This window comes from Nitrosopumilaceae archaeon (assembly GCA_035631875.1).
Lineage (GTDB): Archaea > Thermoproteota > Nitrososphaeria > Nitrososphaerales > Nitrosopumilaceae > TA-20.
Genome location: DASQHX010000009.1, coordinates 377,877 through 400,588, shown reverse-complemented (window position 1 = coordinate 400,588; position 22,712 = coordinate 377,877). Strand labels below are relative to the sequence as shown.

The following is a 22,712-nucleotide window of genomic DNA, read 5'->3' as shown; positions in this document are numbered from 1 at the left end:
CCATTTATATCCTTATTTGGTAATCTCGATCTCTATCTCTTTAGAATGTGTTTTTTCATCAAATGTATCAGTATAGTCATGTTTTAACCAAGAAACAAAAACCTCTGCACCAACCTTATGTTTTCCAATACTAAGATCAGACGCTTTGAATTCAATTTTTTCATTAAAATTAAGAAGCAATTCTTGAGCCTCTACCAGACTTTTTGGAATAAACGGTTCAAAATTTTTTGCTATCTGTACCCAGATCTTTTTTTCTGCCATCTGGGTGAGTTTAGGGTTACGTGTCCAAAATAACGCTGCCTTTCTGTATGTGTCTACTGGTTTTCCTATCTCACGTTTTCGTAGTCCACCTGTATAGAGTCTGACTCCGTATTTTAGCTTGAACGTATTGTCATGTTTATTGTATGCTCTTTCCCAATTTTTTTCATTAAAAGCTTCTCGAAATGCACCCATTACAGCAAATTTTACATTTATTGTAACATTTTCATCGGTTCTGAATTTATCATTTGATTTCTCTAGTTCCACATCAGTGATGAAGGTCTTTTCATTAGACAATTAACCGTAATGGTTTATATCCTCAATAAGTATTTTTTTTATTTACATGGATGCAAAAATAACAAAATCTTCTCCAAAGGAAGTTTCATTAACTATATCGAAATCTGATATTGGCACATTATACATAGTGCAACATGAACTTCTCAAGGAATCTAGTATAGAATTTGCAGGTGTAATAATGAAGCATCCACTTACTAGAGAATATTGGATGCGTGTAAACACATCAAAAGGAAATCCATTAAAAGAAATAGAAAAGGCAGTAAAGACTGCAATTGAATATACAGACGAACTAAAAAAAGTAGTACATTCTAAATTAAAAGGTGTTTAAATGAAATTTTGCCCCAAGTGTGAGGTGCGCTTAAAACAAGATAGCTCTGATTCTTTTATTTGTCAAAAATGTGGTTACGCTGAAAAAGGAGGAAAAGAAAGAAAACAAGTAAAAGGAGAGAGTAGCTCTACCATTAATGTTTTCGATAAAAATGAAAAAACGCCAACGTTACCTGTTATAAAAATTGACTGTGAAAAATGTGGAAACACAGAAGCAGTGTGGTGGATGTTACAAACTAGAAGTGCAGATGAACCAACAACCCAGTTTTATCGCTGCGTTAAATGCAGCTATACATGGCGTAATTACGCATAACGTTTAACTTGAAGATGTTAGACAATTGATTAAGTTTGGTATTTTCTGCAAAAACAAATGGATCAGATGAATGGAAAGCAGTCATCTCTGCAATTTCTACTTTGGTAGAAGAAGCTACCTTTGAAGCAACAGGAGAAGGAATAGCATTTAGAGGCATGGATCCATCTCATGTTGCATTAATAGATATTGCATGGCCCAACTCCGCATTTGAAAAATATGAATGTGATAATGATGTAAAGTTTGGTGTAAGAATTGATGAATTTTCTAAGCTAATAAAAAGAGCCGATAAAAAAGATAGCATTGAGGTCAGTATATCAGAAGAAAACCTATTACTTGTCACAATAGGAAAAAATAAAAAATACAAAATGAGACTGATTGAGAGCTCTGCGACAGACACTCCTCTCCCAAAAATCTCATATAATGCAAGGATTGGGGTTACTTCAACGGAGTTTGACAAAATTCTAGGTGATATACAAGTTGTTTCAGAATATCTTTCAATAAGTGCAACTGCATCCAAAGCTGAATTTTCTGGAAGAGGTGATTCTGGAGAGGCAGTAATTACACTAGAAAAGGGAATGACAGAAATGCCGGAAATTGAGGTAAAAGAAGAAAGTACAGCAACCTACAGTTTGGAATATCTTAACAGTATTGTAAAAGCTGTGGGGACTGTTGCAGGAACAGTGGTTTGCGAATATTCTACTAAGATGCCACTAAGATTAGAATTCAAAGTAGCAAACATAGGTAGAATTCATTTCTATTTAGCACCTAGGGTAGAAAGTTAAAGCATTTAAGGACAATTAAGACAGGTATACTGAATTGAAATTAGTGTTGAAGTTTGGTGGGACATCAATTTCTTCTGTTGGAAACATTAGACATGTAGCTAATTTTATTAACTCATTATCAAAACAACACAAAATAGTTTGTGTCTTTTCTGCAATTACTGGTGTCACAGATGATTTGATAAGAATAACAACCCTAATTCAAAATAGAAACAAAGACGCTGCAAATAATCTTGCAAAAAAAATAATTAAAAATCACCTGCAAATTTCAAATACATGCGTCAAAAATCCCAAGATAAGAAAAGAATTAGTCGATAAGATGACAGCGGATCTTTCTGAGCTACAAGAATTATTGCATGGAATGCTTTTACTTGGCGAAGTGACTCCTCGTTCTTCTGATTATCTTATCTCATTTGGAGAAAGATTATCTATCAATCTAGTTGCAGCTGCTCTAAATGATTTAGGTACCAAAGCAATAGCCCTTACTGGAAAAGATGCAGGAATAGTAACTGATTCGAATTTTGGTGAGGCAAAACCCCTTATGGACACAACAAGATTACATGTTTCTCATACAATTGATGCATTCTTGGAAAAAAAGACTTTACCTATCATTGGAGGATTTGCAGGAGCTGATCAGCATGGAAACATAACCACTTTTGGAAGAGGAGGTTCAGATTATACTGCCACAATTATAGCTTCTAGTATCAAGGCTGATGAAGTATGGCTTATGAGTGATGTAGATGGTTTAATGACAACCGATCCAAAAATTGTGAAAAACGCCAAGGTCCTAAAGGAGGTTTCTTATATTGAGGCTATGGAAATGGCACTCTTTGGTGCAAAATACATTCATCCAAGAGCACTAGAACCATTAGTTACAAAAAAAATACCACTTAGAATAAGAAGTACATTTAATGTTAAAAATTCTGGAACATTTGTAACTGCTACTCCAAAAGCTGATGCGCAAAAAACAGTAAAATGTGTTAGTGCAATACGACACACTGCACTCATAGATGTTAGAGGAGGAAGCATGGTTGGTGCACCTGGAACTGCCGCTACAATATTTTCTACACTTGCCAAAGCTGGAGTAAACGTTATGATGATCTCACAAAGCCCATCAGAATCAAGTATATCGATTATCGTAAAAAAGAATGATCTAGACAAAGCTGTCAATGCACTTGAAATGAATCTATTAGGTAAAATAATAAAAAAAGTAGATGTAACAGTTGATGTCGCAATAATTGCATTAATCGGATCTGGTATGAGGGGAATTGTTGGTGTTGCATCAAAAGTCTTTGCTGCTATTGCAAAAAAAAGAGTAAATGTTGTAATGATTGCACAGGGCTCTTCTGAGCTTAATTTGGCATTTGTAGTAAAAGATGCTGATTGTAATGTGGCAGTACAGGCCCTACATGATGAATTTGAACTTGCAAAAATAAATTAATTTTATAAAACGAGTTCAAAAATGAGAATTGAGCCTTGGAAAAGGCATTTATGTAAAACAATGATTCGGACTTTATGAACAAATACATTCTTTTGATTGCAATTTTTGCTATTTCTGCTGTTATACTTTCTATCCCATTACTTTCAAATCAATATGTTAATGCAGGAATTATAAAAAAAATACAGTTCACACAGACATTTACCTCATCACAAGATCCAGGTCAAGGGCACGATAGTGAACAAATGGCAATTATTTTATCTCCTAATAATGGAACTTTGTATAGTGGTTCATTAACATATGCTGCAAGTGAACCAGTACAAATCATAATTTTGCATCAAATAGACAGAGCTGATGCAAAAGGTCAGCCTACATGGACAGTTGATGGCAACACCATTTTTGCTGAAACTGTAGTGGATCCTGGTACAAACGCAGGTTCTTATGATTTCACAGGAGCAGCAGTTGGTATGCATTCTACAAACTCTACTGCATTTACAGCGACTGTCAGTGTTGATGGATGGATACGAGGACAAACACCTGAAGCAATGCAACATTACGCAGACTCTGCAATAACACAATCTTCATTAAAATTATCAAGTGCAAGTGTTTCTGCAAAAATTCCAATGCACATGGGATTCTTCAATACTAGTCCTGTTTACTATATCATAACTGATACTAACGATAAAAAAAGTGCTACTGTAATCTCTGAAAAACAAAAATGGAAAGTTGGAAATTCACCAATCCTAAGTAACCTTCCAAAAGAATCGTTAGGCAAAGTCTATCTCTTCGATAATGGAATTATGGGTAATGGAATTAATGGATTTCAAAATGATGTCTTTTCAAGTACTCCTGCACAAGATCAATACACCCCACTTAGATCTGTAATACATGTAATTTGGAATACAAATAATACAGAAATTTTAGATTCCGAACAAAAAATTCTTGATGCAAATATGACAGGCAAAGTAAAACTTAGCAATATTGGCGTAATCATAAACATGCCGCAGATCATGTGGCCTGGTGGTCAAATGTCAATTCGAGAAGATAAAAATCTAGAACAAAAGCCGTTTGAAGGAGGGCAAATTCTTGATATTAATACCAACAACATGGTTGTTACCTTTGTAGCTCACAGATCATGGGGACCAGATGGTAAAACCATTTACTATATTGTAACTGATGCCACAACAGAAGGACTAGCTAAAATGATGGGTATAGTAAATACACCCTCACTTTCCTCACTAAGTCCTGCATTCATAGACTTTTTTCAATTTACAAATGGACTAACAGGATCAGGACCTTTTGGTTTCCAACCAGGAATTAGTAGTGCATCTTCAGGATACGATACGTATGGACCGCTATGCAAGATATCTCTGGTTTCTTGGAATAATCCAACCCAGGCAAAACTTCTTGAAAACATGGAAGATATTAACACAAAGAAATCAATAGGAGATATAACAATACAACCTGCAAAAGTTTTAGATACTGATTATGTTCTGGATTGTCCATTCATAGATCCATTTCAGTAAAATTAGTTATTTTTTATGAAAACGGATAAATTTCCTTAAACAACGGTTTATTGTAACATGACTGGAAAATTATACATTGTAGGAGTTGGTCCTGGTCATCATGATCACATGACTTTTCGTGCAAAACAAGTGATCGAAGAAAGTAATACCATCGTTGGATATGAAACATATGTCAACTTGGTAGAAGATCTTATTGATGGAAAGGAAGTTCACCGATATGCTATGACTCAAGAGGTAGAAAGAGCTCATCAATGCATTGATCTTGCTAAATCAGGAAAAATAGTCTCACTTGTTTCAAGTGGAGATCCAGGAATTTATGGAATGGCTGGTCTCATCTATGAAGTACTTGCAGAGGAAGGATGGGATAGAAAAAATGGTTTGTATGTTGAAATAGTACCAGGAGTATCTTCACTCAATTCCTGTGCTGCTCTTGTAGGTTCTCCGCTCATGACAGATTTTGCTGTTGTAAGCATGAGTGATTTGTTGGTTCCATGGGAAATAATAGTAAAAAGAGTAGAAGCAGCTGCACAAGGAGATTATGTGATAGTTATTTACAATCCATCTAGCAAAAAAAGAATTCATCAACTACAAGACACACGAAAAATTTTGTTAAAATATAGATCTCCAACTACACCAGTTGCAATAGTAAAAGGAGCATTTAGGGAATCACAAACAATAGTTCTAACAGATCTAGAAAACCTTGAAAATCACGCAGATCAACTTGGCATGATTAGTACTGTAATAGTTGGAAATTCTTCTACATATACATACCAAGACTTGATGATCAACCCTCGTGGATATACGTCAAAGTACAACATAATAGATCCGCAAAAAAACAGAAACTAGTATGAAATCAGTCCAAGTGAGTTTATTATTTTCAGAGAAAGTAGACCACAACTTAGGTAGTTTGTTTAATTGCATTAACAAGCTCCTCACTTAAGGCAAGTTTCTGACGAATAGGTTTGATAATCTCTATGATATATCTAGCAACGGTTTCTTTAAGGTCAGAAGGATGTAATTTCTTTTCTGCAAATTCTTTTTCTAGTTGTTGATAGCTGGTGAATGTTATATTTCCACCAAACTTTGAGGGTCTCTCAGCAGTAATTTCCTCAAACTCATGGAAAAGCAGATGTCTTGAAATCTCTAAAAGTGGGTTATTTTCAACAATTCCTTCTGGACACCAAGCTTTTTTGAACTTTGATTTTATCTCATCATCAGAGTCATGAATAAAAATCCCTGATCCTGATTTGGATTTGCTCATTTTAGTACCGGTAAAACTAGAATCCCTGACATCATTATCTTGTGGTTCTGATAAACCTGGAAGAATATGGTGGTGAACAGCCACGGGAACTTTCCATTTCATTTTTGGAAAAATTTCTCTTACAAGCATGTGAATTTTTCTCTGATCCATGCCTGCATGAACAATGTCAAGATCCATGGCATGTATATCAACAGCTTGCATGGGCGGGTAAAGCAGCTGACCCAAGTCTATTTTTTCTTTTTCTGTTCTTCCCATAATTGTAAGTGATCTCATGGCACGTTCAAGTGACATGTGTTTTGCAAACTTCACAAGATCTAACCAATACTCCTTTCTTGACTCATAAAGCTCAGAACCTTGAATTATTTTCACACCAGGACAAAAAAGCTTGAAAGCATCTGCATAGTATTTAGAAACACTCTTAATTTTTTCCCAATCTCCTCCAAGCTTATTATTGATAAAAGTGTGCCAATCAGCTAAAAAGATGGTAGACTCTACTCCTGCCTTGATGAAATCATTGATCTTAAAACCAGTTAGTATGAGACTTCCAAGATGTAAGAATCCGGAAATTTCTAATCCGATATAGTGTTTTGGATGTGAATTTGTCTTGAAAAGATTTTCAAGTTCCTCTTTGGTTACTACTTCTTCAGTAGGATCTTTTGTCACAAGTGCTATTTTTTCTGTAACATCCAATGCGAGTCAAATTTTCCTTTGTAACCCTATAAAGTTACGCATCAAGTTCATGATGTTGTTTCCTTGGTCTTGTACTAAGGTAGAGTGCATGTGAGCTTATTATAAAACCTGCAAGGAACATCTTTGTTGCAAAGATTAGATTCCATGGCCTATTTGGATCAGGATATGCAATAGTTAACGAATCTATGTCTGGTACCTTTCCAGCCACAATGCCTGCAGTAATCTGTGCATTAAGAACTACAAAATTATAAATTGCTTCATAAAGACAGATTGTAGAAAATCCTACTAACATCAACTGAAGAAGAGACAATCTCCATGATGGAATGCTGGTAGTTTTTTTCCACCCCACTCTTGTTACACAATACCATCCTACTATAGTAGAAAAGAATAACCAAGTTGTCAGTTTAGCAAAATGACTTGTAGGAAATTCAGTTTTTACAAGAACCTCTCCCATTACATACGTGCCTTTAGTTGACCACTCTTCAAACATAGCATAGATTCCAAATGCTGTAATAGATGCCATTATTACTGCACAAGCGTAGAAAATGTACAAAAATATCCTGTATCCGGCTTCATTCTCTTGCAAGTGTACTTTCATTCAACTCCAATTGTTTTCATCTGAAATATAAAAATTGGTTTTGAATAAATTCCAGAGGTTTATTATAGTATTTATAATCATAATTTCTGTAGTTGAAAATCCTGGTAAATACACCAATAATCGGCAAAGAAGAAATCAATGAAGTAAGGGCTGTACTGGTAGAAAATTCTCTTACATCTGCAGCAAACTCGGGCGGTAAAAGAGTACAAGAATTTGAGAAGCTTCTTTCTTCATTTGTTAAATCAAAATATGCAGTAGCAGTAAACTCTGGTACTGCTGCACTGCAAGCAGCACTGTATTCACTTGACATTAAACAAGGAGATGAAGTGCTTCTTCCATCATTCACATTTGTTGCGACTGCAAATTCAGTAGTATCAGTTGGAGCAAAACCTGTTTTCGTTGATATATTAAAAGAAAACTATACTATGGATCCTAATGATTTACGAAAAAAAATTACAAAAAAATCTAAGGCAATAATTCCTGTTCATTTGTATGGAAATATGTCTTACATGAATGAGTTGTCTGAGGTAGCAAACAAATACAATTTAGAAATAATTGAGGATGCTGCACAGTCACTTGGTACAACTTACAAGGGAAAACATTCAGGAACATTTTCTAAACTTGGATGCTTTAGTTTGTATGCAGCAAAGGTAATGACATCAGGTGAAGGTGGTGCAATAGTTACTAATGATAAAAGCCTTTTTGAAAAATTGCGCAAAATAAGAAACCATGGTATGCTACATGGTTATGATACCCGAACTCTTGGTTTGAACTTGAGACTTCCCGAAATTAATGCGGCAATAGCAAAAATACAAATGAAAAAACTAGGTAGCTTTCTAAAACAAAGACAAAAGAATGCTATAACTCTCACTGAACTTTTGTCTGACTTGGACATTGTAATCCCTCATGAAAGAAAAGGTGAGAAGGTTAATTGGTATCTTTTTACAATTGCCACTAAAAATAGAAACAAGATAATGAAAAAACTGAATTCTGAGGGAATTGGTGCAACAGCTTACTATTCAATTCCTGTACACAAGACTCCATTTTATAATTCTAAACAAAAGCTTTCTGTTACAGAATGGGCAGCCTCTAGTGTTCTAAGCTTACCAGTTCATCCGTTAGTAAGTAAACAAGAACTCGAATTCATAGCAAAATCTATGCATAAAGCTGTTAAGGCATGAATTTAATAGAAAATCTAGCAGGTGAAGTATGCAAAATTATTCTTCCTATCAACGAAGAAATATTTTTCGGAAATCCAAAATCTTCACTTGCAATTTGTACCCTTTCAAGTATTACTCTGCTAAAAGAAATTGCCAATTCTAATCTGTTGTCAAAAGTTGCCCTCGCAGGAAGACTATTTTCTGAAAACAAAGGGATTAATTCATTGGTTAGATATGTAATATCAAATAAAAATTTAGAAACAATTCTACTTTGTGGAAAAGATACACCTGGGCATAGACCAGGACATTCACTTCTTAATCTTTACAAAAATGGAGTAGACAGTCAGGGAAAAATTATCGGTTCATCTAGTCCTGATCCTGTACTGACTATAACAAAGTCAGATATTCATGAATTTCAAACTCAGATAAAACTTATTGATGAAATTGGTGAAACTAGTATTTCTAAAATTAAACTTTCAATTAATACAAGAGTAAAAATCTAATAGCCGTTCTTCTGTCGCTCTTGATTTATTTTATTTTTCTTTTGGTATTCATTTAAGATATCATCTGGAGTCATATTCAATTCAAGAGAAGCTTGGATAACAAAATGCCATATATCTATGAGTTCTTCACGAGCAGCAGCTTGATCAAAAGTAGTTGGTTTTTTCCACCATTTCCAGTTTGTAGTTCGTTGTAGTTCTATTGCCTCATGAACTATAGCTGTACAAAGAGCAGAAATTTTTCCCTCTACATCCTTTGGATATCTATCTAGGCTCATCATTTTTTCCAAATTTTTTTGTAACTTGAATATTGTTTCTAGTTTATCTTCCATAGGTTTGGTCTTGATTTGATATCTATAACCTTTGTTAGAATCTAACCATACTTCTATATTTTTTAAATCTTTTCTGAACTTGTGATTTCTTTAGATTTGTCAAACCATATACCCCGTATTTCTCTACAGCAAATGATCCCATGATGTTTCCATATACTGCAGCTTCACGAATAGTTGAGATTTTTGTACTATTCTTACTTGACATATATCCAATCATGCCACCTGCAAACGAGTCACCTGCTCCAGTAGGATCGACTATATTTTCCATAGAAAATGCAGGTGATGGAAAAACCACATCCTCATAAAAAAGAAGTGAACCATGTTCACCTTTTTTAATAATTACATATTTTGTTCCCCACTCCATAATCTTTTTTGCACATGTTATGAGGTTGTGAGTTTTAGTCAGAAGTTTTGCTTCCTCATCATTTATTACAACAGAATCTACTACGCCCATCATTTTTATGACATCGTTTCTTTTACTAGAGATCCAAAAATCAATTGTATCGCACATTGAAAATTTTACTCTGTCAAATTCCTTTATGATCTTAGTATTCTGTACTGGATCATTATTTGCAAGATAAACAAATTCTGATTTTCTATACTTTTCTGGAACAATTGGTCTAAAACCCCCAAGAACATTAAGCTCTGTTTTATTTGTAGTTCTAATGCTCAGTGTCTGGTCATAACTTCCATCATATCTGAATGTTTTTCCATTTGCACGTACTACTCCTTTCAAATCAACAAATTTGTTTAAAATATTATGATATTTTTTTGGAAAGTCTTGACCTATTACTGCAATAAGCCCAGGTTTTACAAAAAAACTAGCTGAGATTGCTGCATAAGTTGCAGCACCTCCAAGTACGTTTTTTAGAATTTTCGTAGGTGTCCTTATAGTATCCAGTGCAACAGAACCAAAAACTGTCAGCATATTTTGCTGATTTACGTACCGTGTATAAATGCGCTAGCTTCGTCTTGTGTGGGATAATATGTAAAGGGAATATTAATTGAAGCAACAAGGAAATCGTATTTTGTCGTTCCAGTTAATTTTACAGATGGAACATTATTATTTTTATTATATTTATCAAGAATCGTATTATCAGCTAGAAATGGTGCTTTTTGAACAGTATTTCCCATAGCGGGTATTGTAGATGGTTCTAGTGTACCACTACCAAGATCTTGACCTTCTACAGATATTACAAAGTCAGTTTTTCCTACATTTAAAATCATTAATGATGGATTCTTAAATTCAAGCTGCATATTATAGAGTGTACCATCATTAGTTCTCTCCACAACCTTACTGTCTAATATGGACACATGGAGATGAGTAACAGAAACATACTGAATATACCCAAAAGCACCAACTGCGCCTATTATTGCTATTACCATGATTATCTTAGAATTCTTTTGCATACTATCTCAACCAAAAAATTCCTTTTTAGCACACATAGGAAAAAAAACCAAATAATTTGTGTAAAAATTTTGATCTGTTTTCTAAGCTACTTAGAGCTAGTAGAATAAATGAAAATACTCAAATGGATTGATACGAATGGCCAAAATTAGACTAAAATTCGGTGAAAATGAGATAGAAGTAGAATCTAAGGACTTTTACGTAGACAATAAAAGCATAGACGAAGTCATATACAATCTTTCTAGGTTTGTAGCAAGAAATCAAACCGAAGAACAAAGAACAAACACACAAGTAGAAATCATAAGAGAAGTACTAAATAATGAACCAAAAACAAATTATCTAAGTTCGCTTGAAGATGCTGAAATTCATGAACCTGAATTCGTTCAACCAATTTCTATTGATAGAAATCAGATAAGAAGCAAAATACACATACTAACACGGGATTCTTTTTTTGAACAACCAAGAACAGTTTCAGAGGTTGTTGCACAACTCCGTGAATATGGTTGGGCTGCCGTACCACTAGATGTATCAAAGGTACTGGCAAATATGGCCTTGAAAAAAGAAATACAAAAAGACATGCGAGAAAAACGTAGCTACTACTCAAACAAGATAATAGCACAGTTCAGCTAGATTTGTAACCACAAACTTTGCAGGAATCAAATACATCTCCTTCCAAGTGGTCAAAATGAACATTACATTTTCTACATGTATGATGCATATCAAAATACCCATCACTTTCAATCTTGCCTACCTGTTCTGATTTTAGATCAGTACTTCCGCATTTTATACAATGACAGCCACATTGCATAGAATTCATTTATGGAATACACCTAATAACCTAGTTGAAATTTAGGCGGTTTCTGAACTGTAATGCAATTACAACAGTGATTCCTATGACCAACGGCACAAATAATGGAAATTCAGGAATTGCAGTTGTACCCGTTAACTGAATTGTGCCAGCTTTAGATGGATGTAATCCAATCCAAATATGAGTTCCATTTTTGTAAAACGTGTTGGTTAAAGTACCATTACCATTAAGCTTTCCTTGGAATTCATTGGCCCATAAAAGCTTCTGTGGCATTATTACTGTTACAAATGAATGTGGTTTATTGATATCAAATGAATATGCTTTTGCTGATTGGTCAAATGTATAAGGACCCAAATCTGAAAGAGTTTGTATACCTACTATGAAATTACTATTTTGCCATTCTACATTTTGTAAAGTGACTGGTTCATTGATAATATAGTCTAAAGTAAAACCATTACCGTGTTGTCTAAGTCCATGATCACCTAGATAAACTGGTCTATGATTGGCCCAAATCGTGTCAGCTCCTTTTGGGAAGTAAAAGTCTGTATAACCCGCATCAGATGGTTCTGTATAATTCCATTCCCAAACGCCATTAATTTGAGTTACGGCATTTGTTAGATCATATTTGATTATAGTCATATTTCTTGATGTGGGAGGAAACAATACTGATTTTTGAGCTGTGGCTACACTAAAATATTGTACGGAATTGCCATTTTGATCTGTTACAGAAAAGTTTGTCATATTTCCTTTTACTGTAATTACTTGAATTGCCACTGCACTGTTACCTTTAACAAAATGTGTCACATGAGCTGTTCCGCTTTCATCAAGTACAATTTTAATGTCTTCCACCGGATTTTGTCCCATTGTTAATTCCTGACCAAAAACTTGTGACATTGATAAAAGCATTAATGACATTATTAAAATTGAAAGTAATTTTCTCAATTCATTATTCCTATTCTGATATTGTTACATGAAGCATTTTTGCTTCCTGATGCGGGCAATCATTTTTGTCTCGTGGCAAATTCACTATTTTGTCTGCTACATCCATACCTTCTGTCACTCTGCCAAAGACGGTATACTGTTTATCAAGAAAAGTACTATCTGTTGTAACTATGAAAAATTGCGAGCCAGCGCTATTAGGATCCATTGCACGAGCCATAGAAACTATTCCACGAAGATGAGATTTGGAACTAAATTCGGCTTTGATAGTATGGCCTGGACCACCTGTACCCCACTTACTTTTATCTGGTTTTTTGGTATTGGGATCTCCGCCTTGAATCATGAATCCTGGAATAACCCTGTGAAATAACGTTCCATCGTAGAAGGAGCCCTTTGCAAGTTTTGTGAAATTTCTTACCGTTTCAGGTGCAAGATCTGGTAAAAGATCGAAAACTATCTTACCAAAAGTAGTCTCTATCGTAGCCTTGGGCATTTTCTTCAAACTTGGTCATTTAATCATAAGAATCTTTCTTCACAATTGTTTATGTTAAGATGCCCCTTTGTTATTGTAAATACAAGTCACTGTTAATACTGAAGAAATTATACCAAATAATCTAATTATCACAAAAATGAATCAAAAAATTCCAAGACTTATAATTACCAAAACAATCTAACAATAGATAAGCCCAACATGTTACTTTTGATAATTATTCCTGGTTCAAACAAGATTGAACCAAGAAAAATCTTCTTATGTAATCAAAATTTTTCCATTTTTTAAATATGAAAGTAATACAAAAAAGATAGTAACAGTCTTATATAGAAGATCTGAAAAATACAAAACGTGAATCGCTCTACTCAAAGCACAAATATTAAACAAGCCATAAACTCGTTGCTTGACAAGGGCCTTACAGACAAACAAGATATCTATACCAAAGTGGTCGAAGAGCTTGGTGTTCCAAGACCAACAGTAAGGCGAGTAGCACGAGATCTACGAAATGAACTTTTACAAAAAATTCAGATTTTGCAGTCTGAGGTTCCAAAACTTGGATCAGGCGATAAAGATACTAGTACCGACTAGCAAAATCTTTCCTTTTTATAATATGTATTTTAGATCTGATAATTTCCATTACCGTTATATTCTAGGAATCATGTGATAAAATTATGGGGCACATTCCTACAATAGTAGTTACTTGTCTTGCATCTGCTCTTACAGGGCTATACTTTGTGCTCCCTGACGCAACACACTTTGCTATGATAGTATTCATCGCAGCCGCATGGTTTCTTGTTGTAATATGCTGGTTAGCACAAAAGAGTGCTGACTATATTACGAAGGGCGGCTACGGTCATGAAGAAAAAAAAAAGCTAGTCAACACTAATAATCATCAACAAACAGTACAGATAACTTCAAATCAAATCAAACAAGCCAAAGTTACACTTGGTGCAGAGTTAGATGAATTACGAAACACTGTAAAAAATAAAGATAGTGAGATTGAAAACCTAAAAAATGAGATTGCTAGCCTGCAGACCCTTGTACAAATAGAAGCCCTCAAGACAGAGCTTGCAAATCTAAAAGCACTAGCAGCAAAGGAAAACTCAAAGAGAAAATAATTATTTACAATGTGAACAGTTAATCTTTCCGTGATTTTCTTTACAGCCAGGACAGCTTACTGCACCGCCGAAATGGCAATGACAACGACATCCATCATTTAATTTCTCTTCTGGTACCAATTGATATACACTAATTATGCGTCATCTTAATATGTAACTTTTTCAAAAGAGAATTTATGAAATATGTGCTTGGTATGGCGGTAGGAATTATTTTACTATTATTGCCAAGCCTGAGCTCTGTATCACAAGGAGTCCAATGGGATCCAAAATTAATTGCCAATGACAATATTCAATTAGAAAAATCAATAGTGTACATGCATATTCCAGCTGATAACAAACTTCCATTTGGTTGTGTTTGGGGCACAGTAACAGACGCTGTACCAGGATATCCAGTAGTAGTTCAGATTTATCAAAATGGTAAACCAGTTTATTTTGCCCAAGTAGATGTGAAAAATGATGGTTCATACGAACACTATTTTAGAATTAAATCTGTAGATGGTAATAACGTGATTAATATTTTTCAGGGAGATTACACTGTTGACATCTTCAAAACAGTTTATGCTATAACTGCTCCAACTACAACCTAAGAATTCGTAATTTCATCTAAATACTGTAATAAAGCGGGCTCGGAGGGCTTCGATCCCTCGACCTGTAACTTAGGAGGCTACTGCGCTATCCATGTTGCGCGTCAATAAGACTCTGCGCTACGAGCCCAGAAAAAATCAGTCTTGTTAACAATTTAAGCGTAATCAAGATTTGAAACTATCATCTGTCTGATTTGATTCCAGGTTGGATCATCAAGACTATTCCATTTTTCATAAAATACGACATCTTTCAAATCAAGTCGTGGAAGCCAACCAGCTGCTTCTAGATCTGGTTTTTCTGCAAATTTTGAAACATGACCAAGACACAAGTATGCAATAGGAACAACATGCTCTGGTATTTCAAGAATTTTTTTCAGATCATCATTTGAAAGTATGCTGACCCAACCAAGCCCAATGCCTTCTGTTCTTGCAGCAAGCCAAAGATTTTGTATTGCACAACACACGCTGTAAATTCCTGTTTCAGGAATACTTGATCTTCCTATTACAAAAGGGCCAAACTTTGTAGGATCATATGTTACACAGACATTTACTGCTGAAGACAAAATTCCTTCTAACCTTAAGGAAAGATATTTTGTTCTCTTTGGATCCTCAACAAGAGTTGCAGAGCGTTTTCTTTCATTATCAAATGATTCTTTTACTTTTTTTCTAGTCTCGACATCTTTTATCAGAATAAAGTTCCATGGCTGCGAAAAACCGACAGATGGTGCATGATGCGCCGCATTTAGAATTTTAGACAGAGTCTTGTCATCAATTGGTTCTGGTATAAAATGAGATCTCACATCTCGTCTTGAAAAAACTGCTTTGTAAAAACCATTTTTTTCATCTTGAGAGAATTCTTCATTCATAAAACACTCACCAGTAACAATGCATATTATTCTTGTTTTCTCAAATTAAACGTTAATAACGCCTACAAGAAGAGTCGTATTTTAACGGGCCGATCGTCTAGTTGGTTAGGATACCGCCCTGACACGGCGGTGGTCGAGAGTTCAAATCTCTCTCGGCCCATCTGTTTTTATTCTATAATTTTATGACTAGCATTAATGATCAAATTTACCAAAAAGGAAATAGAGTTTTTACAAAATAACGAAGCATGTAGAATGGCAACCTCTCATGATAACATACCACATGTTGTTCCAGTTACATATTATTTTGAAGATGACCTTTTTTATCTGGCAACAGATTATGATACAAAAAAACATTCCAATCTTCAACAAAATAACAAAATAGCAATAACTGTAGACATTTACACGTCTGGGAAACATAAGGCCGTAATCGTACAGGGAATAACAGAATTTATTGAAAAGGGTTCAGAATACAAACGATTGTATGAAATTTTTTATAAAAAATTTTCATGGGTCAGAGATAATCCTTGGAAAGAAGGAGAAGCACCCTTTGTTAAAATAAAACCAAAAACAAAGACTAGCTGGGGCCTAAATTAGCCAAATGTAGATTCAAAATCTCTTGTAATTAGAGTCCATGCTGACTCTACAGTTACCTGACCAGTTACCTTGTAGCTAACTGGTTGACCGCTTATGATGGATTGGTATTCATTAGAGATTTGTTCAGTATCTACAAGCTCAAACGTATTGGTAAATGTCACTGTGCTACTAGGGAACAGTGGTGCTCTTCCAGCCATGGCAATATCCTCAGTACTATAATGACCACTTCCAAGATGTTTACCATTTACAAATAAATCGTAATTGATAGAAGGAATGGTTGATGTTATGGTGGTAGGGTTTGTTACATTAAACAATACTTCAAGATGAGCTCGATTGTTTATCTTGTCTACATCAATTAACTTTACACCAGCCAAATCTATGTTTACTTGCTTGAGAACATCCTGACCAGAGTTTGCAAATAAAACCAAACCAAGCATCAAAACTCCTAATCCAGCAAATGCACTAAATATAACAACACGACCTCTACTAACCAATTCAACAGCTACGGGTTCTATAGAATTAAAAAACCTTCTCCGGATCCGAATAGATATTACTTGTAATAATAGAATATACTGACAATGCCAGTTTTGGATGCCATACTGATGTGGGCACATCTTGTTTCTGCTTCCATATGGGTAGGAGGATCCATTTTTATCGGAATTGTTTTGGCACCATTGTTGAAGACAATCTCAGAATCAGTAGAAGAAAGAGTAGCAATAATGATTCGGGTTGGAAGAAAATTTAACAAGATTGCAATTCCATCCTTAGCAATTTTGATTGCTACTGGACTTTATAGCTCATCTAATATTCTAAGCAGACCAGAATTTTTGTTTTCTACAAATTATGGAATAATACTTGTAATAAAGATAATTCTTGTAATTTCCTTGCTTGTGATGTTTGCTATTCATGTTAGGATAATTCGGACTGAAATTGAGAAAAAAATAGAATCAAAAGAAATGTTGCCAGAAATAGTTCAAAAACTTCGCTCAAAAATAATTTCTCTTGGCAGAATTATGGTTATTGTTTCTATAGCCATATTGCTTATGGCAGCATTACTACATTCCGGCATCTGAATTTCCCTTTATTCTGACCTCAAACCCATCATCTAATTTTCCTATTCCGTACTTGCAGTTGGTAATTTTTGAAGTGACAAAAAGGTTTGTCTCTAGGTGTTTTGTAATTTTGTTTACTCTAAAGACCGAAGTCTCATTAATCAAGGCCAGAGGAATCACAAGCATATCTGAAAGAAAGTGATCCACTCCTAAATTCGACTCTAAAAATCTGTCTGCTACAGTCTGTCCAATTCCTTTCATACCTTTATCATATATTGCATCAGAACCAATGATTGAACTATCATCGTGTCCAAAAGCTAAGAGTGAACATCCTTTATCTAATGTAGGTTCATTCTTTATCTCGTAATCACAGGACATGCCTTTACTTTCAAAAATTCTTCTGGCTTCGTTTACCTCATTTTCAATTAATTCTTTTGATAACATGGAATATGAACAAAGAAGCATTATTTTTTTTATAGTTCTTTTTAGAAGAGAAATAGGCTTGATTTTTTCAAAAGGCAATACTTGTACATCGACAAGTCCACCGCCCTTTGGATAATACCCTCGCTTTTTAATATCCATAGAAAAATTAATTCCAATTCTAGAATATGCTTCTTTCAAAACAAATTTGGTATAGTTACTTGTTGGACTCCATGCAACATCTGTGCCACCTATGATTGATAATTTCAAATGTTTTTTAGAGATAGCTACTGCAGGAATTAAAATCTGTAAAATTAGTGGAATGCTTCCTGCAGTTCCCACATTTTCTTTTAAAGTAGAATCTTTAATCTTTGAAGGAAAAAATCTAAGCATAGTTGATCCAATATGTAATCCATCTACTTTGCCATTACAAATTTTTGCAAGAATTTTAATTCCAGTAAGATGCTGTGGCCTTAAACCGGGAACATCTCTGCCCTTACGTATGTTTTCAATTTCTATTGGTGTTCCAGTTATTGATGAAAGTGTTACCGCAGTTCGAATTATCTGACCGCCGCCTTCACCGTATGACCCGTCTATTTTTAGAAGCTCCATAAACAATTGAATTGTCTAGCCGTATAAGTAATGATAGTTTTTTAAAGAATTAAAATCAATTTTTATTATGAATGGTCTCTTAATTGGCAGATTCCAACCTTTTCATAAAGGACATCTCGCAGCAGTAAATTTTGGACTCTCTCAAGTAGAGAATCTTTGGATAGGTATAGGCAGCTCAAATAAAAATAATGAAAAAAGAAATCCATTTTCTGCTGATGAAAGAAAGGAAATGATACTATCTTCTTTAGATAAATTCACCTTAAACAGAGTTCAGATATTTTATATTCCAGACGTCGATGATCATGCAAAGTGGACACAGCACGTTGATTCTATTGTACCAAAATATGATGTGGTATTCTCAAATGATGATTTTACAATAGCACTTTATCAAAAACGTGGAATCAAGATTATTCCAGTGCCTCTGTTACAAAGGGAGGTGATCTCTGGAACCAATATTCGTGAAATGATAGCAATGGGAATAAACTGGATGGAACTTGTGCCAGAAGGAACTAAAAACATACTATTAAAAATAGATGCAGAAAGACGACTCTCAAAAATTCTGTAATTATAAATAGTGGTTCCTAATCGTTAAGATTGGAGAATTTATTTGGAATATTTGGTTATGTTGCCGGGGCCAACAAACGTTCCCGAAAGAGTTACCCGTGCGATGTTTACTCCTACAATAAATCATAGGAGCAAAGATTTTGTTAAGCTATACACTGATGTTATAGAAAAAACACAAAAGGTCTTTCAAACCTCGCATGACATTGTTGCATTAACTGCTTCAGGAACTGGAGCAGTAGAAGCATCAGTTGTAAATCTAATAAAAAAAGGAGATAAAGTAATAATTCCTGTAAACGGAGAATTTAGCAGTAGACTAGCTACAATGCTAGAATGGCAAGGAGCAAACGTCATAAGACTTACAACTCCTTTTGGAGAAAATGCTACTTTTGATCAAGTAAAAGAGGCTTTTGATAACAACAAGGATGTAAAGGCATTCTATGTAGTCTATAATGAGACATCTACAGGAACACAAGTGAAATACTTGGACAAGATCTCAAAACTTACCTCAAGAAACGACTCATACTTTGTAGTTGACGCTGTCTCAATACTTGGTGGCGAAGAATTACCTGTAGACAAATGGGGAATAGATGTTTGTATTGCAGCAGGACAAAAGGCAATGGCTGCACCTCCTGGAATCTCACCAATATCAATTAGTCCAAAAGCAAAAAAATACATGATTGCAAATCCACCTCCAACTTTTTACTTTAACTTGGCAAGATACTTCAAATATTATGATGATACAAAAGAGACACCATTTACGCCAGCACTCCCATTACTTTATGCATTCAGAGAAGCACTTGACATTATTCTAGAAGAGGGAATGGAAGCAAGAATAAAAAGACATAGAGTTTGTTCTGATGCATTTTATTCAGGTCTTAGTGCAATGGGTCTTAGTCCATTCGCAAAACAAGATGCAAGATCTACAGTTGTAATTGCACTAAACTATCTGCAAGGATTAGAAGACAAAACATTTAGATCAACACTTTCAGAAAAATTCCGAGTCCTTGTTGCAGGTGGATTTGGTGAATTAAAAGGAAAAGTATTTCGAGTAGGATGTATGGGTGAAGTTCACAAATATCATGTAATGAGAACAATCTCTGCAATCTCCTCAACTCTTGATATGATGGGATACAAGACAAACCCAGAAGCACTCAAAGTAGCTGAAGAAAAACTAAAAGCGCTTTAAACTCATGTTAACTTAATATAAGGAATTCCAAGCACCGATCACATTGACTTTCCAAAAAGGCACACTGGTTTTAGTGGATTATACTGCAAAGGTAAAAGACACTAACGAAGTTTTTGAAACGACTAGAGAAGATGATGCCAAAACAAATTCAATACATGATGCTAATAGAAAATATCAGCCAAGACTCATTTCAGTTGGAGAGTCATGGGTCCTCAAAGGATTAGATGATGCATTACTTAACACAAGTGCTGGAGACAAGCTAACTGTAGAGGTACCCCCAGAGAAGGGATTTGGAGCAAGAGATCCTGCCAAGGTTCGCATGATTCCACTTCGAAAACTTGGTGATGATGCCGAAAAAGTTTCGGTTGGTGATACAATAGAAATTGATGAAAGAACTGGAATTATTCGATTTATTGGATCTGGTAGAGTTCAAGTTGATTTCAATCACAGATTTGCTGGAAAGACAATACTTTATGATGTTAATGTAATAAAATCTCTTAACACTGACGAAGAAAAGATAATGGGTCTCTTAAAGAGAAACATACCTGTTGATGATTCAAAGCTGAAATTTGAGGTAAAAGGCTCAGAACTTAATGTTACAATGCCAGATGAGATACTTATGGCAGAAGGACTAAGTACAATAAAACGCATTATAGCAAATGACATTTTCAAGTTTGTAAACAAACTAGAAAAGATCAACTATATTGAAACGTACAACAACAAGAAAGCTGAAAAACCAGAAGCAAAATCAGCTGAAGTCAAATCGGAAGAAAAACCAGTACAACCAAAGGCTGCCTAAATTTACAAAACACCAGTACTTTTTGCTAGTGTAATAGCTTTTTCCTCATTCATTTTTACTTGGCTTAAAATAGTATATCGTTCAGGTCTGAGTGATTGAGCAATAGTAAGAGCTTTTGCAAGAATTTTTGGTTTTAGACCAATCTCTTTTGCGGTGGTTGGAGCCCCTACGTTTTTTAGCATTTGAACAATTTTTTTCCAGTCTTGACCTTGCAGTTTTGCAATCAAGATAGATCCTATACCACATTTCTCTCCATGTAATCCAACACCAGACTCTAGATAATCAATAGCATGAGAGAAGAGATGTTCTGCACCAGAACAGGGCCTACTACTTCCAGCAATACAGGCAGCAACACCAGAACTGATCAAAGCTTCTACTATCATTCTGACATCTGGTCTTTTTTTGAAATTCTTTGAATTTTCAATTACAATTTTTGCACTCATTGAAGCAAGATTTGCAGCATAGGTTCCAAAATATTCTCCAACATTATCTCTTGCAAGCTCCCAGTCTCTAACTGCAGTAACTTTGGCCATCAAATCTCCACATCCACTGGCTAGAAGTCTTTTTGGCGCTTTCTTTAGGATCTTAATATCAACAAAGACTCCAAGAGGTGCTGTTGCAATAACAGAATATGGTTTTTCTCCACGTATAGAAACAAATGGACTTGCAATTCCATCATGTGATGCTGAAGTTGGGATGCTAACAAAAGATTTTTTCAAAGTAACTGCCGCCATTTTTGCAATATCAACTGATCTCCCTCCACCAATTCCTATTATCAAATCACTATGGTCTTTCCTAATTTCATTTAGAACTTTTTGTACAGATTTTACGTCATTATTTATACTTGTATGCCAGATATTTTTTATTTTAGAAGAAGCAAATGAATTTGCAACTTTTTTGTATGTTATTTTTTTTACATGATCGCCAGAGACAACTGAAACCTTTTTTGGATTAGCTAGATCAGCTATAAACTTTCCAATATCACCAATGTTATTTTCTCCGATGACTATTTTTCTTGGAAGCTCCATTACATGAGAAGGCATAGATTTTTGATGAAATCTCATTATTTATCAATCTCCCGTTTTGCTCAACACAAAGTTATTTAAACGGGTGTTTTCCTAGTCTAAGTATCTTAAGTTAAGGAGAATGTTATTTGTCAGACTATGTTGAACAACACACATTACATGGAACAACTACGGTAGGAATTTCCTGTACCGACGGTGTAGTATTGTGTGCAGACATGAGAGCAAGTGCAGGTTATTTCATAGCAAATAACAATACCATGAAAATACAGCAAATCGATAAGCATGCAGGAATGACAATTGCTGGTGGTGTTGCAGATGCGCAAAACGTTACTGACATGCTAAGATATCATTCCAATATACATAGAATAGAAAAACAAGAATATCTTCCGATAAAATCTATTGCAAAACTTGCTTCTCTGATATTCTTCCAGAACAGATACTATCCATTTATCGCAGACATACTTGTTGGAGGATATGATAATCTGGGACCATCATTATACAACATAGACATGTTTGGTTCCCTTGAAAAGAAAACCTTTGTGACAACAGGAAGCGGTTCTCCAGTTGCATACGGCCTCTTAGAAAATGAATACCGTGATGGACTTAATGTAGAAGAAGGCAAGGTAATTGCTTTACGAGCTGTAAAAGCTGCAATAACAAGAAACATTGGAACTGGTGACGGAATAAACGTCGCAATTATAGACAAGAATGGATATAGACTCTTGACAAAAGAGCAGAAGAAAGCCATCATTACACTTTAGTGAATTT

The 22,712-nt window shown here is 34.9% G+C and carries 31 protein-coding genes and 2 tRNA genes; 19 read left to right on the top strand and 14 right to left on the bottom strand.

Annotated features, from left to right (window positions below):
- Positions 1–12: 12 nt before the first annotated feature.
- Positions 13–555, bottom strand: coding sequence for a hypothetical protein (locus VEU72_04295; protein ID HYL66351.1), 543 nt, complete (start codon positions 553–555; stop codon positions 13–15).
- A 46-nt stretch (positions 556–601) separates the two neighbouring features.
- On the opposite strand from VEU72_04295, the gene VEU72_04290 reads away from it, so the two are divergent.
- The 6 genes from VEU72_04290 (at position 602) to cobJ (ending at position 5,784) form a co-directional block, all read left to right on the top strand.
- Positions 602–883, top strand: coding sequence for an RpoL/Rpb11 RNA polymerase subunit family protein (locus tag VEU72_04290; GenBank protein ID HYL66350.1), 282 nt, complete (start codon positions 602–604; stop codon positions 881–883).
- On the top strand, positions 884–1,195 hold the full coding sequence (locus tag VEU72_04285; protein ID HYL66349.1) for a transcription factor S: 312 nt from the start codon (positions 884–886) through the stop codon (positions 1,193–1,195). It begins immediately after the preceding gene.
- Between the two features lie 35 nt (positions 1,196–1,230).
- Complete coding sequence (gene pcn, locus VEU72_04280) at positions 1,231–1,977, top strand: proliferating cell nuclear antigen (pcna) (protein HYL66348.1); 747 nt, start codon at positions 1,231–1,233, stop codon at positions 1,975–1,977.
- 43 nt (positions 1,978–2,020) lie between these two features.
- Complete coding sequence (locus VEU72_04275) at positions 2,021–3,415, top strand: aspartate kinase (GenBank protein HYL66347.1); 1,395 nt, start codon at positions 2,021–2,023, stop codon at positions 3,413–3,415.
- A 74-nt stretch (positions 3,416–3,489) separates the two neighbouring features.
- The gene (locus VEU72_04270) at positions 3,490–4,938 is read left to right on the top strand and encodes a hypothetical protein (GenBank protein ID HYL66346.1); all 1,449 of its coding nucleotides are present in this window, start codon (positions 3,490–3,492) and stop codon (positions 4,936–4,938) included.
- A 57-nt stretch (positions 4,939–4,995) separates the two neighbouring features.
- Positions 4,996–5,784: a precorrin-3B C(17)-methyltransferase gene (gene cobJ, locus VEU72_04265; protein ID HYL66345.1), complete on the top strand. Its 789-nt coding sequence runs from the start codon at positions 4,996–4,998 to the stop codon at positions 5,782–5,784.
- A 52-nt stretch (positions 5,785–5,836) separates the two neighbouring features.
- Here the strand turns inward: cobJ and VEU72_04260 are convergent, their stop codons facing one another.
- Positions 5,837–6,889: a tyrosine--tRNA ligase gene (locus VEU72_04260; protein ID HYL66344.1), complete on the bottom strand. Its 1,053-nt coding sequence runs from the start codon at positions 6,887–6,889 to the stop codon at positions 5,837–5,839.
- Positions 6,890–6,923: 34 nt separating this feature from the next.
- Positions 6,924–7,475, bottom strand: coding sequence for a hypothetical protein (locus VEU72_04255; GenBank protein ID HYL66343.1), 552 nt, complete (start codon positions 7,473–7,475; stop codon positions 6,924–6,926).
- Between the two features lie 104 nt (positions 7,476–7,579).
- Between VEU72_04255 and VEU72_04250 the strand changes: the two genes are divergently transcribed.
- Both VEU72_04250 and VEU72_04245 read left to right on the top strand, forming a co-directional pair.
- Positions 7,580–8,668, top strand: a complete 1,089-nt coding sequence (locus VEU72_04250; protein ID HYL66342.1) for a DegT/DnrJ/EryC1/StrS family aminotransferase — start codon at positions 7,580–7,582, stop codon at positions 8,666–8,668.
- The gene (locus tag VEU72_04245; protein ID HYL66341.1) at positions 8,665–9,150 is read left to right on the top strand and encodes a tetrahydromethanopterin S-methyltransferase subunit A; all 486 of its coding nucleotides are present in this window, start codon (positions 8,665–8,667) and stop codon (positions 9,148–9,150) included. The genes VEU72_04250 and VEU72_04245 overlap by 4 nt, the downstream gene beginning before the upstream one ends.
- On the opposite strand, the gene VEU72_04240 is transcribed toward VEU72_04245, so the two are convergent.
- The 3 genes from VEU72_04240 to VEU72_04230 are packed head-to-tail and all read right to left on the bottom strand — an operon-like array spanning position 9,147 to position 10,889.
- Entirely contained in the window at positions 9,147–9,479 is a 333-nt protein-coding gene (locus VEU72_04240; protein HYL66340.1) for a dUTPase, read from the bottom strand. The genes VEU72_04245 and VEU72_04240 overlap by 4 nt on opposite strands.
- 34 nt (positions 9,480–9,513) lie before the next feature.
- Complete coding sequence (locus tag VEU72_04235; protein HYL66339.1) at positions 9,514–10,407, bottom strand: PfkB family carbohydrate kinase; 894 nt, start codon at positions 10,405–10,407, stop codon at positions 9,514–9,516.
- Positions 10,408–10,418: 11 nt separating this feature from the next.
- Positions 10,419–10,889, bottom strand: a complete 471-nt coding sequence (locus VEU72_04230; protein HYL66338.1) for a hypothetical protein — start codon at positions 10,887–10,889, stop codon at positions 10,419–10,421.
- A gap of 136 nt (positions 10,890–11,025) precedes the next feature.
- On the opposite strand from VEU72_04230, the gene VEU72_04225 reads away from it, so the two are divergent.
- Entirely contained in the window at positions 11,026–11,517 is a 492-nt protein-coding gene (locus tag VEU72_04225; GenBank protein HYL66337.1) for a hypothetical protein, read from the top strand.
- On the opposite strand, the gene VEU72_04220 is transcribed toward VEU72_04225, so the two are convergent.
- From VEU72_04220 to VEU72_04210, 3 genes are read right to left on the bottom strand one after another with little or no spacing between them, the layout of a single operon-like run.
- On the bottom strand, positions 11,510–11,704 hold the full coding sequence (locus tag VEU72_04220) for a hypothetical protein (protein HYL66336.1): 195 nt from the start codon (positions 11,702–11,704) through the stop codon (positions 11,510–11,512). The genes VEU72_04225 and VEU72_04220 overlap by 8 nt on opposite strands.
- A 21-nt stretch (positions 11,705–11,725) precedes the next feature.
- Positions 11,726–12,637: a hypothetical protein gene (locus VEU72_04215; protein HYL66335.1), complete on the bottom strand. Its 912-nt coding sequence runs from the start codon at positions 12,635–12,637 to the stop codon at positions 11,726–11,728.
- Between the two features lie 10 nt (positions 12,638–12,647).
- On the bottom strand, positions 12,648–13,127 hold the full coding sequence (locus VEU72_04210) for a peptidylprolyl isomerase (GenBank protein ID HYL66334.1): 480 nt from the start codon (positions 13,125–13,127) through the stop codon (positions 12,648–12,650).
- A gap of 348 nt (positions 13,128–13,475) precedes the next feature.
- Between VEU72_04210 and VEU72_04205 the strand changes: the two genes are divergently transcribed.
- The 3 genes from VEU72_04205 (at position 13,476) to VEU72_04195 (ending at position 14,829) form a co-directional block, all read left to right on the top strand.
- Positions 13,476–13,712 carry a hypothetical protein gene (locus VEU72_04205; GenBank protein ID HYL66333.1) on the top strand — a complete coding sequence of 79 codons (237 nt, stop codon included), beginning with the start codon at positions 13,476–13,478 and terminating at the stop codon, positions 13,710–13,712.
- Between the two features lie 83 nt (positions 13,713–13,795).
- On the top strand, positions 13,796–14,242 hold the full coding sequence (locus tag VEU72_04200; GenBank protein HYL66332.1) for a hypothetical protein: 447 nt from the start codon (positions 13,796–13,798) through the stop codon (positions 14,240–14,242).
- A 176-nt stretch (positions 14,243–14,418) separates the two neighbouring features.
- On the top strand, positions 14,419–14,829 hold the full coding sequence (locus VEU72_04195; GenBank protein HYL66331.1) for a hypothetical protein: 411 nt from the start codon (positions 14,419–14,421) through the stop codon (positions 14,827–14,829).
- Between the two features lie 34 nt (positions 14,830–14,863).
- On the opposite strand, the gene VEU72_04190 is transcribed toward VEU72_04195, so the two are convergent.
- Positions 14,864–14,956 (bottom strand) — tRNA-Arg (locus tag VEU72_04190).
- Between the two features lie 25 nt (positions 14,957–14,981).
- Complete coding sequence (gene bluB, locus VEU72_04185) at positions 14,982–15,692, bottom strand: 5,6-dimethylbenzimidazole synthase (protein ID HYL66330.1); 711 nt, start codon at positions 15,690–15,692, stop codon at positions 14,982–14,984.
- Positions 15,693–15,778: 86 nt separating this feature from the next.
- Between bluB and VEU72_04180 the strand changes: the two genes are divergently transcribed.
- Positions 15,779–15,852 (top strand) — tRNA-Val (locus VEU72_04180).
- A 35-nt stretch (positions 15,853–15,887) separates the two neighbouring features.
- Complete coding sequence (locus VEU72_04175; protein HYL66329.1) at positions 15,888–16,286, top strand: pyridoxamine 5'-phosphate oxidase family protein; 399 nt, start codon at positions 15,888–15,890, stop codon at positions 16,284–16,286.
- On the opposite strand, the gene VEU72_04170 is transcribed toward VEU72_04175, so the two are convergent.
- On the bottom strand, positions 16,283–16,780 hold the full coding sequence (locus VEU72_04170) for a hypothetical protein (GenBank protein HYL66328.1): 498 nt from the start codon (positions 16,778–16,780) through the stop codon (positions 16,283–16,285). The two genes, VEU72_04175 and VEU72_04170, sit on opposite strands and share 4 nt — an antisense overlap.
- Positions 16,781–16,864: 84 nt before the next feature.
- Between VEU72_04170 and VEU72_04165 the strand changes: the two genes are divergently transcribed.
- The gene (locus tag VEU72_04165) at positions 16,865–17,359 is read left to right on the top strand and encodes a CopD family protein (GenBank protein ID HYL66327.1); all 495 of its coding nucleotides are present in this window, start codon (positions 16,865–16,867) and stop codon (positions 17,357–17,359) included.
- On the opposite strand, the gene rtcA is transcribed toward VEU72_04165, so the two are convergent.
- Positions 17,342–18,370: an RNA 3'-terminal phosphate cyclase gene (gene rtcA, locus VEU72_04160; protein HYL66326.1), complete on the bottom strand. Its 1,029-nt coding sequence runs from the start codon at positions 18,368–18,370 to the stop codon at positions 17,342–17,344. The genes VEU72_04165 and rtcA overlap by 18 nt on opposite strands.
- Before the next feature lie 67 nt (positions 18,371–18,437).
- Between rtcA and VEU72_04155 the strand changes: the two genes are divergently transcribed.
- From VEU72_04155 to VEU72_04145, 3 genes are read left to right on the top strand one after another with little or no spacing between them, the layout of a single operon-like run.
- The gene (locus VEU72_04155) at positions 18,438–18,935 is read left to right on the top strand and encodes a nicotinamide-nucleotide adenylyltransferase (protein ID HYL66325.1); all 498 of its coding nucleotides are present in this window, start codon (positions 18,438–18,440) and stop codon (positions 18,933–18,935) included.
- A 42-nt stretch (positions 18,936–18,977) separates the two neighbouring features.
- Positions 18,978–20,120 carry an alanine--glyoxylate aminotransferase family protein gene (locus VEU72_04150; protein HYL66324.1) on the top strand — a complete coding sequence of 381 codons (1,143 nt, stop codon included), beginning with the start codon at positions 18,978–18,980 and terminating at the stop codon, positions 20,118–20,120.
- Between the two features lie 43 nt (positions 20,121–20,163).
- A complete protein-coding gene (locus VEU72_04145) occupies positions 20,164–20,919 on the top strand; it encodes an FKBP-type peptidyl-prolyl cis-trans isomerase (GenBank protein ID HYL66323.1) in 756 nt (251 codons plus the stop codon).
- Positions 20,920–20,921: 2 nt separating this feature from the next.
- Here the strand turns inward: VEU72_04145 and VEU72_04140 are convergent, their stop codons facing one another.
- A complete protein-coding gene (locus VEU72_04140) occupies positions 20,922–21,983 on the bottom strand; it encodes a sn-glycerol-1-phosphate dehydrogenase (GenBank protein ID HYL66322.1) in 1,062 nt (353 codons plus the stop codon).
- 89 nt (positions 21,984–22,072) lie between these two features.
- On the opposite strand from VEU72_04140, the gene psmB reads away from it, so the two are divergent.
- Entirely contained in the window at positions 22,073–22,705 is a 633-nt protein-coding gene (gene psmB, locus VEU72_04135) for an archaeal proteasome endopeptidase complex subunit beta (GenBank protein HYL66321.1), read from the top strand.
- The last annotated feature ends 7 nt before the right edge of the window (positions 22,706–22,712 follow it).

Coding starts and splice junctions, on each gene's coding strand:
- VEU72_04290 (HYL66350.1), top strand. CDS start 602: ATGGATGCAAAAATAACAAAATCTTCTCCAAAGGAAGTTTCATTAACT.
- VEU72_04285 (HYL66349.1), top strand. CDS start 884: ATGAAATTTTGCCCCAAGTGTGAGGTGCGCTTAAAACAAGATAGCTCT.
- VEU72_04270 (HYL66346.1), top strand. CDS start 3,490: ATGAACAAATACATTCTTTTGATTGCAATTTTTGCTATTTCTGCTGTT.
- cobJ (HYL66345.1), top strand. CDS start 4,996: ATGACTGGAAAATTATACATTGTAGGAGTTGGTCCTGGTCATCATGAT.
- VEU72_04245 (HYL66341.1), top strand. CDS start 8,665: ATGAATTTAATAGAAAATCTAGCAGGTGAAGTATGCAAAATTATTCTT.
- VEU72_04240 (HYL66340.1), bottom strand. CDS start 9,479: ATGGAAGATAAACTAGAAACAATATTCAAGTTACAAAAAAATTTGGAA.
- VEU72_04235 (HYL66339.1), bottom strand. CDS start 10,407: ATGCTGACAGTTTTTGGTTCTGTTGCACTGGATACTATAAGGACACCT.
- VEU72_04230 (HYL66338.1), bottom strand. CDS start 10,889: ATGCAAAAGAATTCTAAGATAATCATGGTAATAGCAATAATAGGCGCA.
- VEU72_04225 (HYL66337.1), top strand. CDS start 11,026: ATGGCCAAAATTAGACTAAAATTCGGTGAAAATGAGATAGAAGTAGAA.
- VEU72_04220 (HYL66336.1), bottom strand. CDS start 11,704: ATGAATTCTATGCAATGTGGCTGTCATTGTATAAAATGCGGAAGTACT.
- VEU72_04210 (HYL66334.1), bottom strand. CDS start 13,127: ATGCCCAAGGCTACGATAGAGACTACTTTTGGTAAGATAGTTTTCGAT.
- VEU72_04200 (HYL66332.1), top strand. CDS start 13,796: ATGGGGCACATTCCTACAATAGTAGTTACTTGTCTTGCATCTGCTCTT.
- VEU72_04195 (HYL66331.1), top strand. CDS start 14,419: ATGAAATATGTGCTTGGTATGGCGGTAGGAATTATTTTACTATTATTG.
- bluB (HYL66330.1), bottom strand. CDS start 15,692: ATGAATGAAGAATTCTCTCAAGATGAAAAAAATGGTTTTTACAAAGCA.
- VEU72_04175 (HYL66329.1), top strand. CDS start 15,888: ATGATCAAATTTACCAAAAAGGAAATAGAGTTTTTACAAAATAACGAA.
- VEU72_04165 (HYL66327.1), top strand. CDS start 16,865: ATGCCAGTTTTGGATGCCATACTGATGTGGGCACATCTTGTTTCTGCT.
- rtcA (HYL66326.1), bottom strand. CDS start 18,370: ATGGAGCTTCTAAAAATAGACGGGTCATACGGTGAAGGCGGCGGTCAG.
- VEU72_04155 (HYL66325.1), top strand. CDS start 18,438: ATGAATGGTCTCTTAATTGGCAGATTCCAACCTTTTCATAAAGGACAT.
- VEU72_04140 (HYL66322.1), bottom strand. CDS start 21,983: ATGAGATTTCATCAAAAATCTATGCCTTCTCATGTAATGGAGCTTCCA.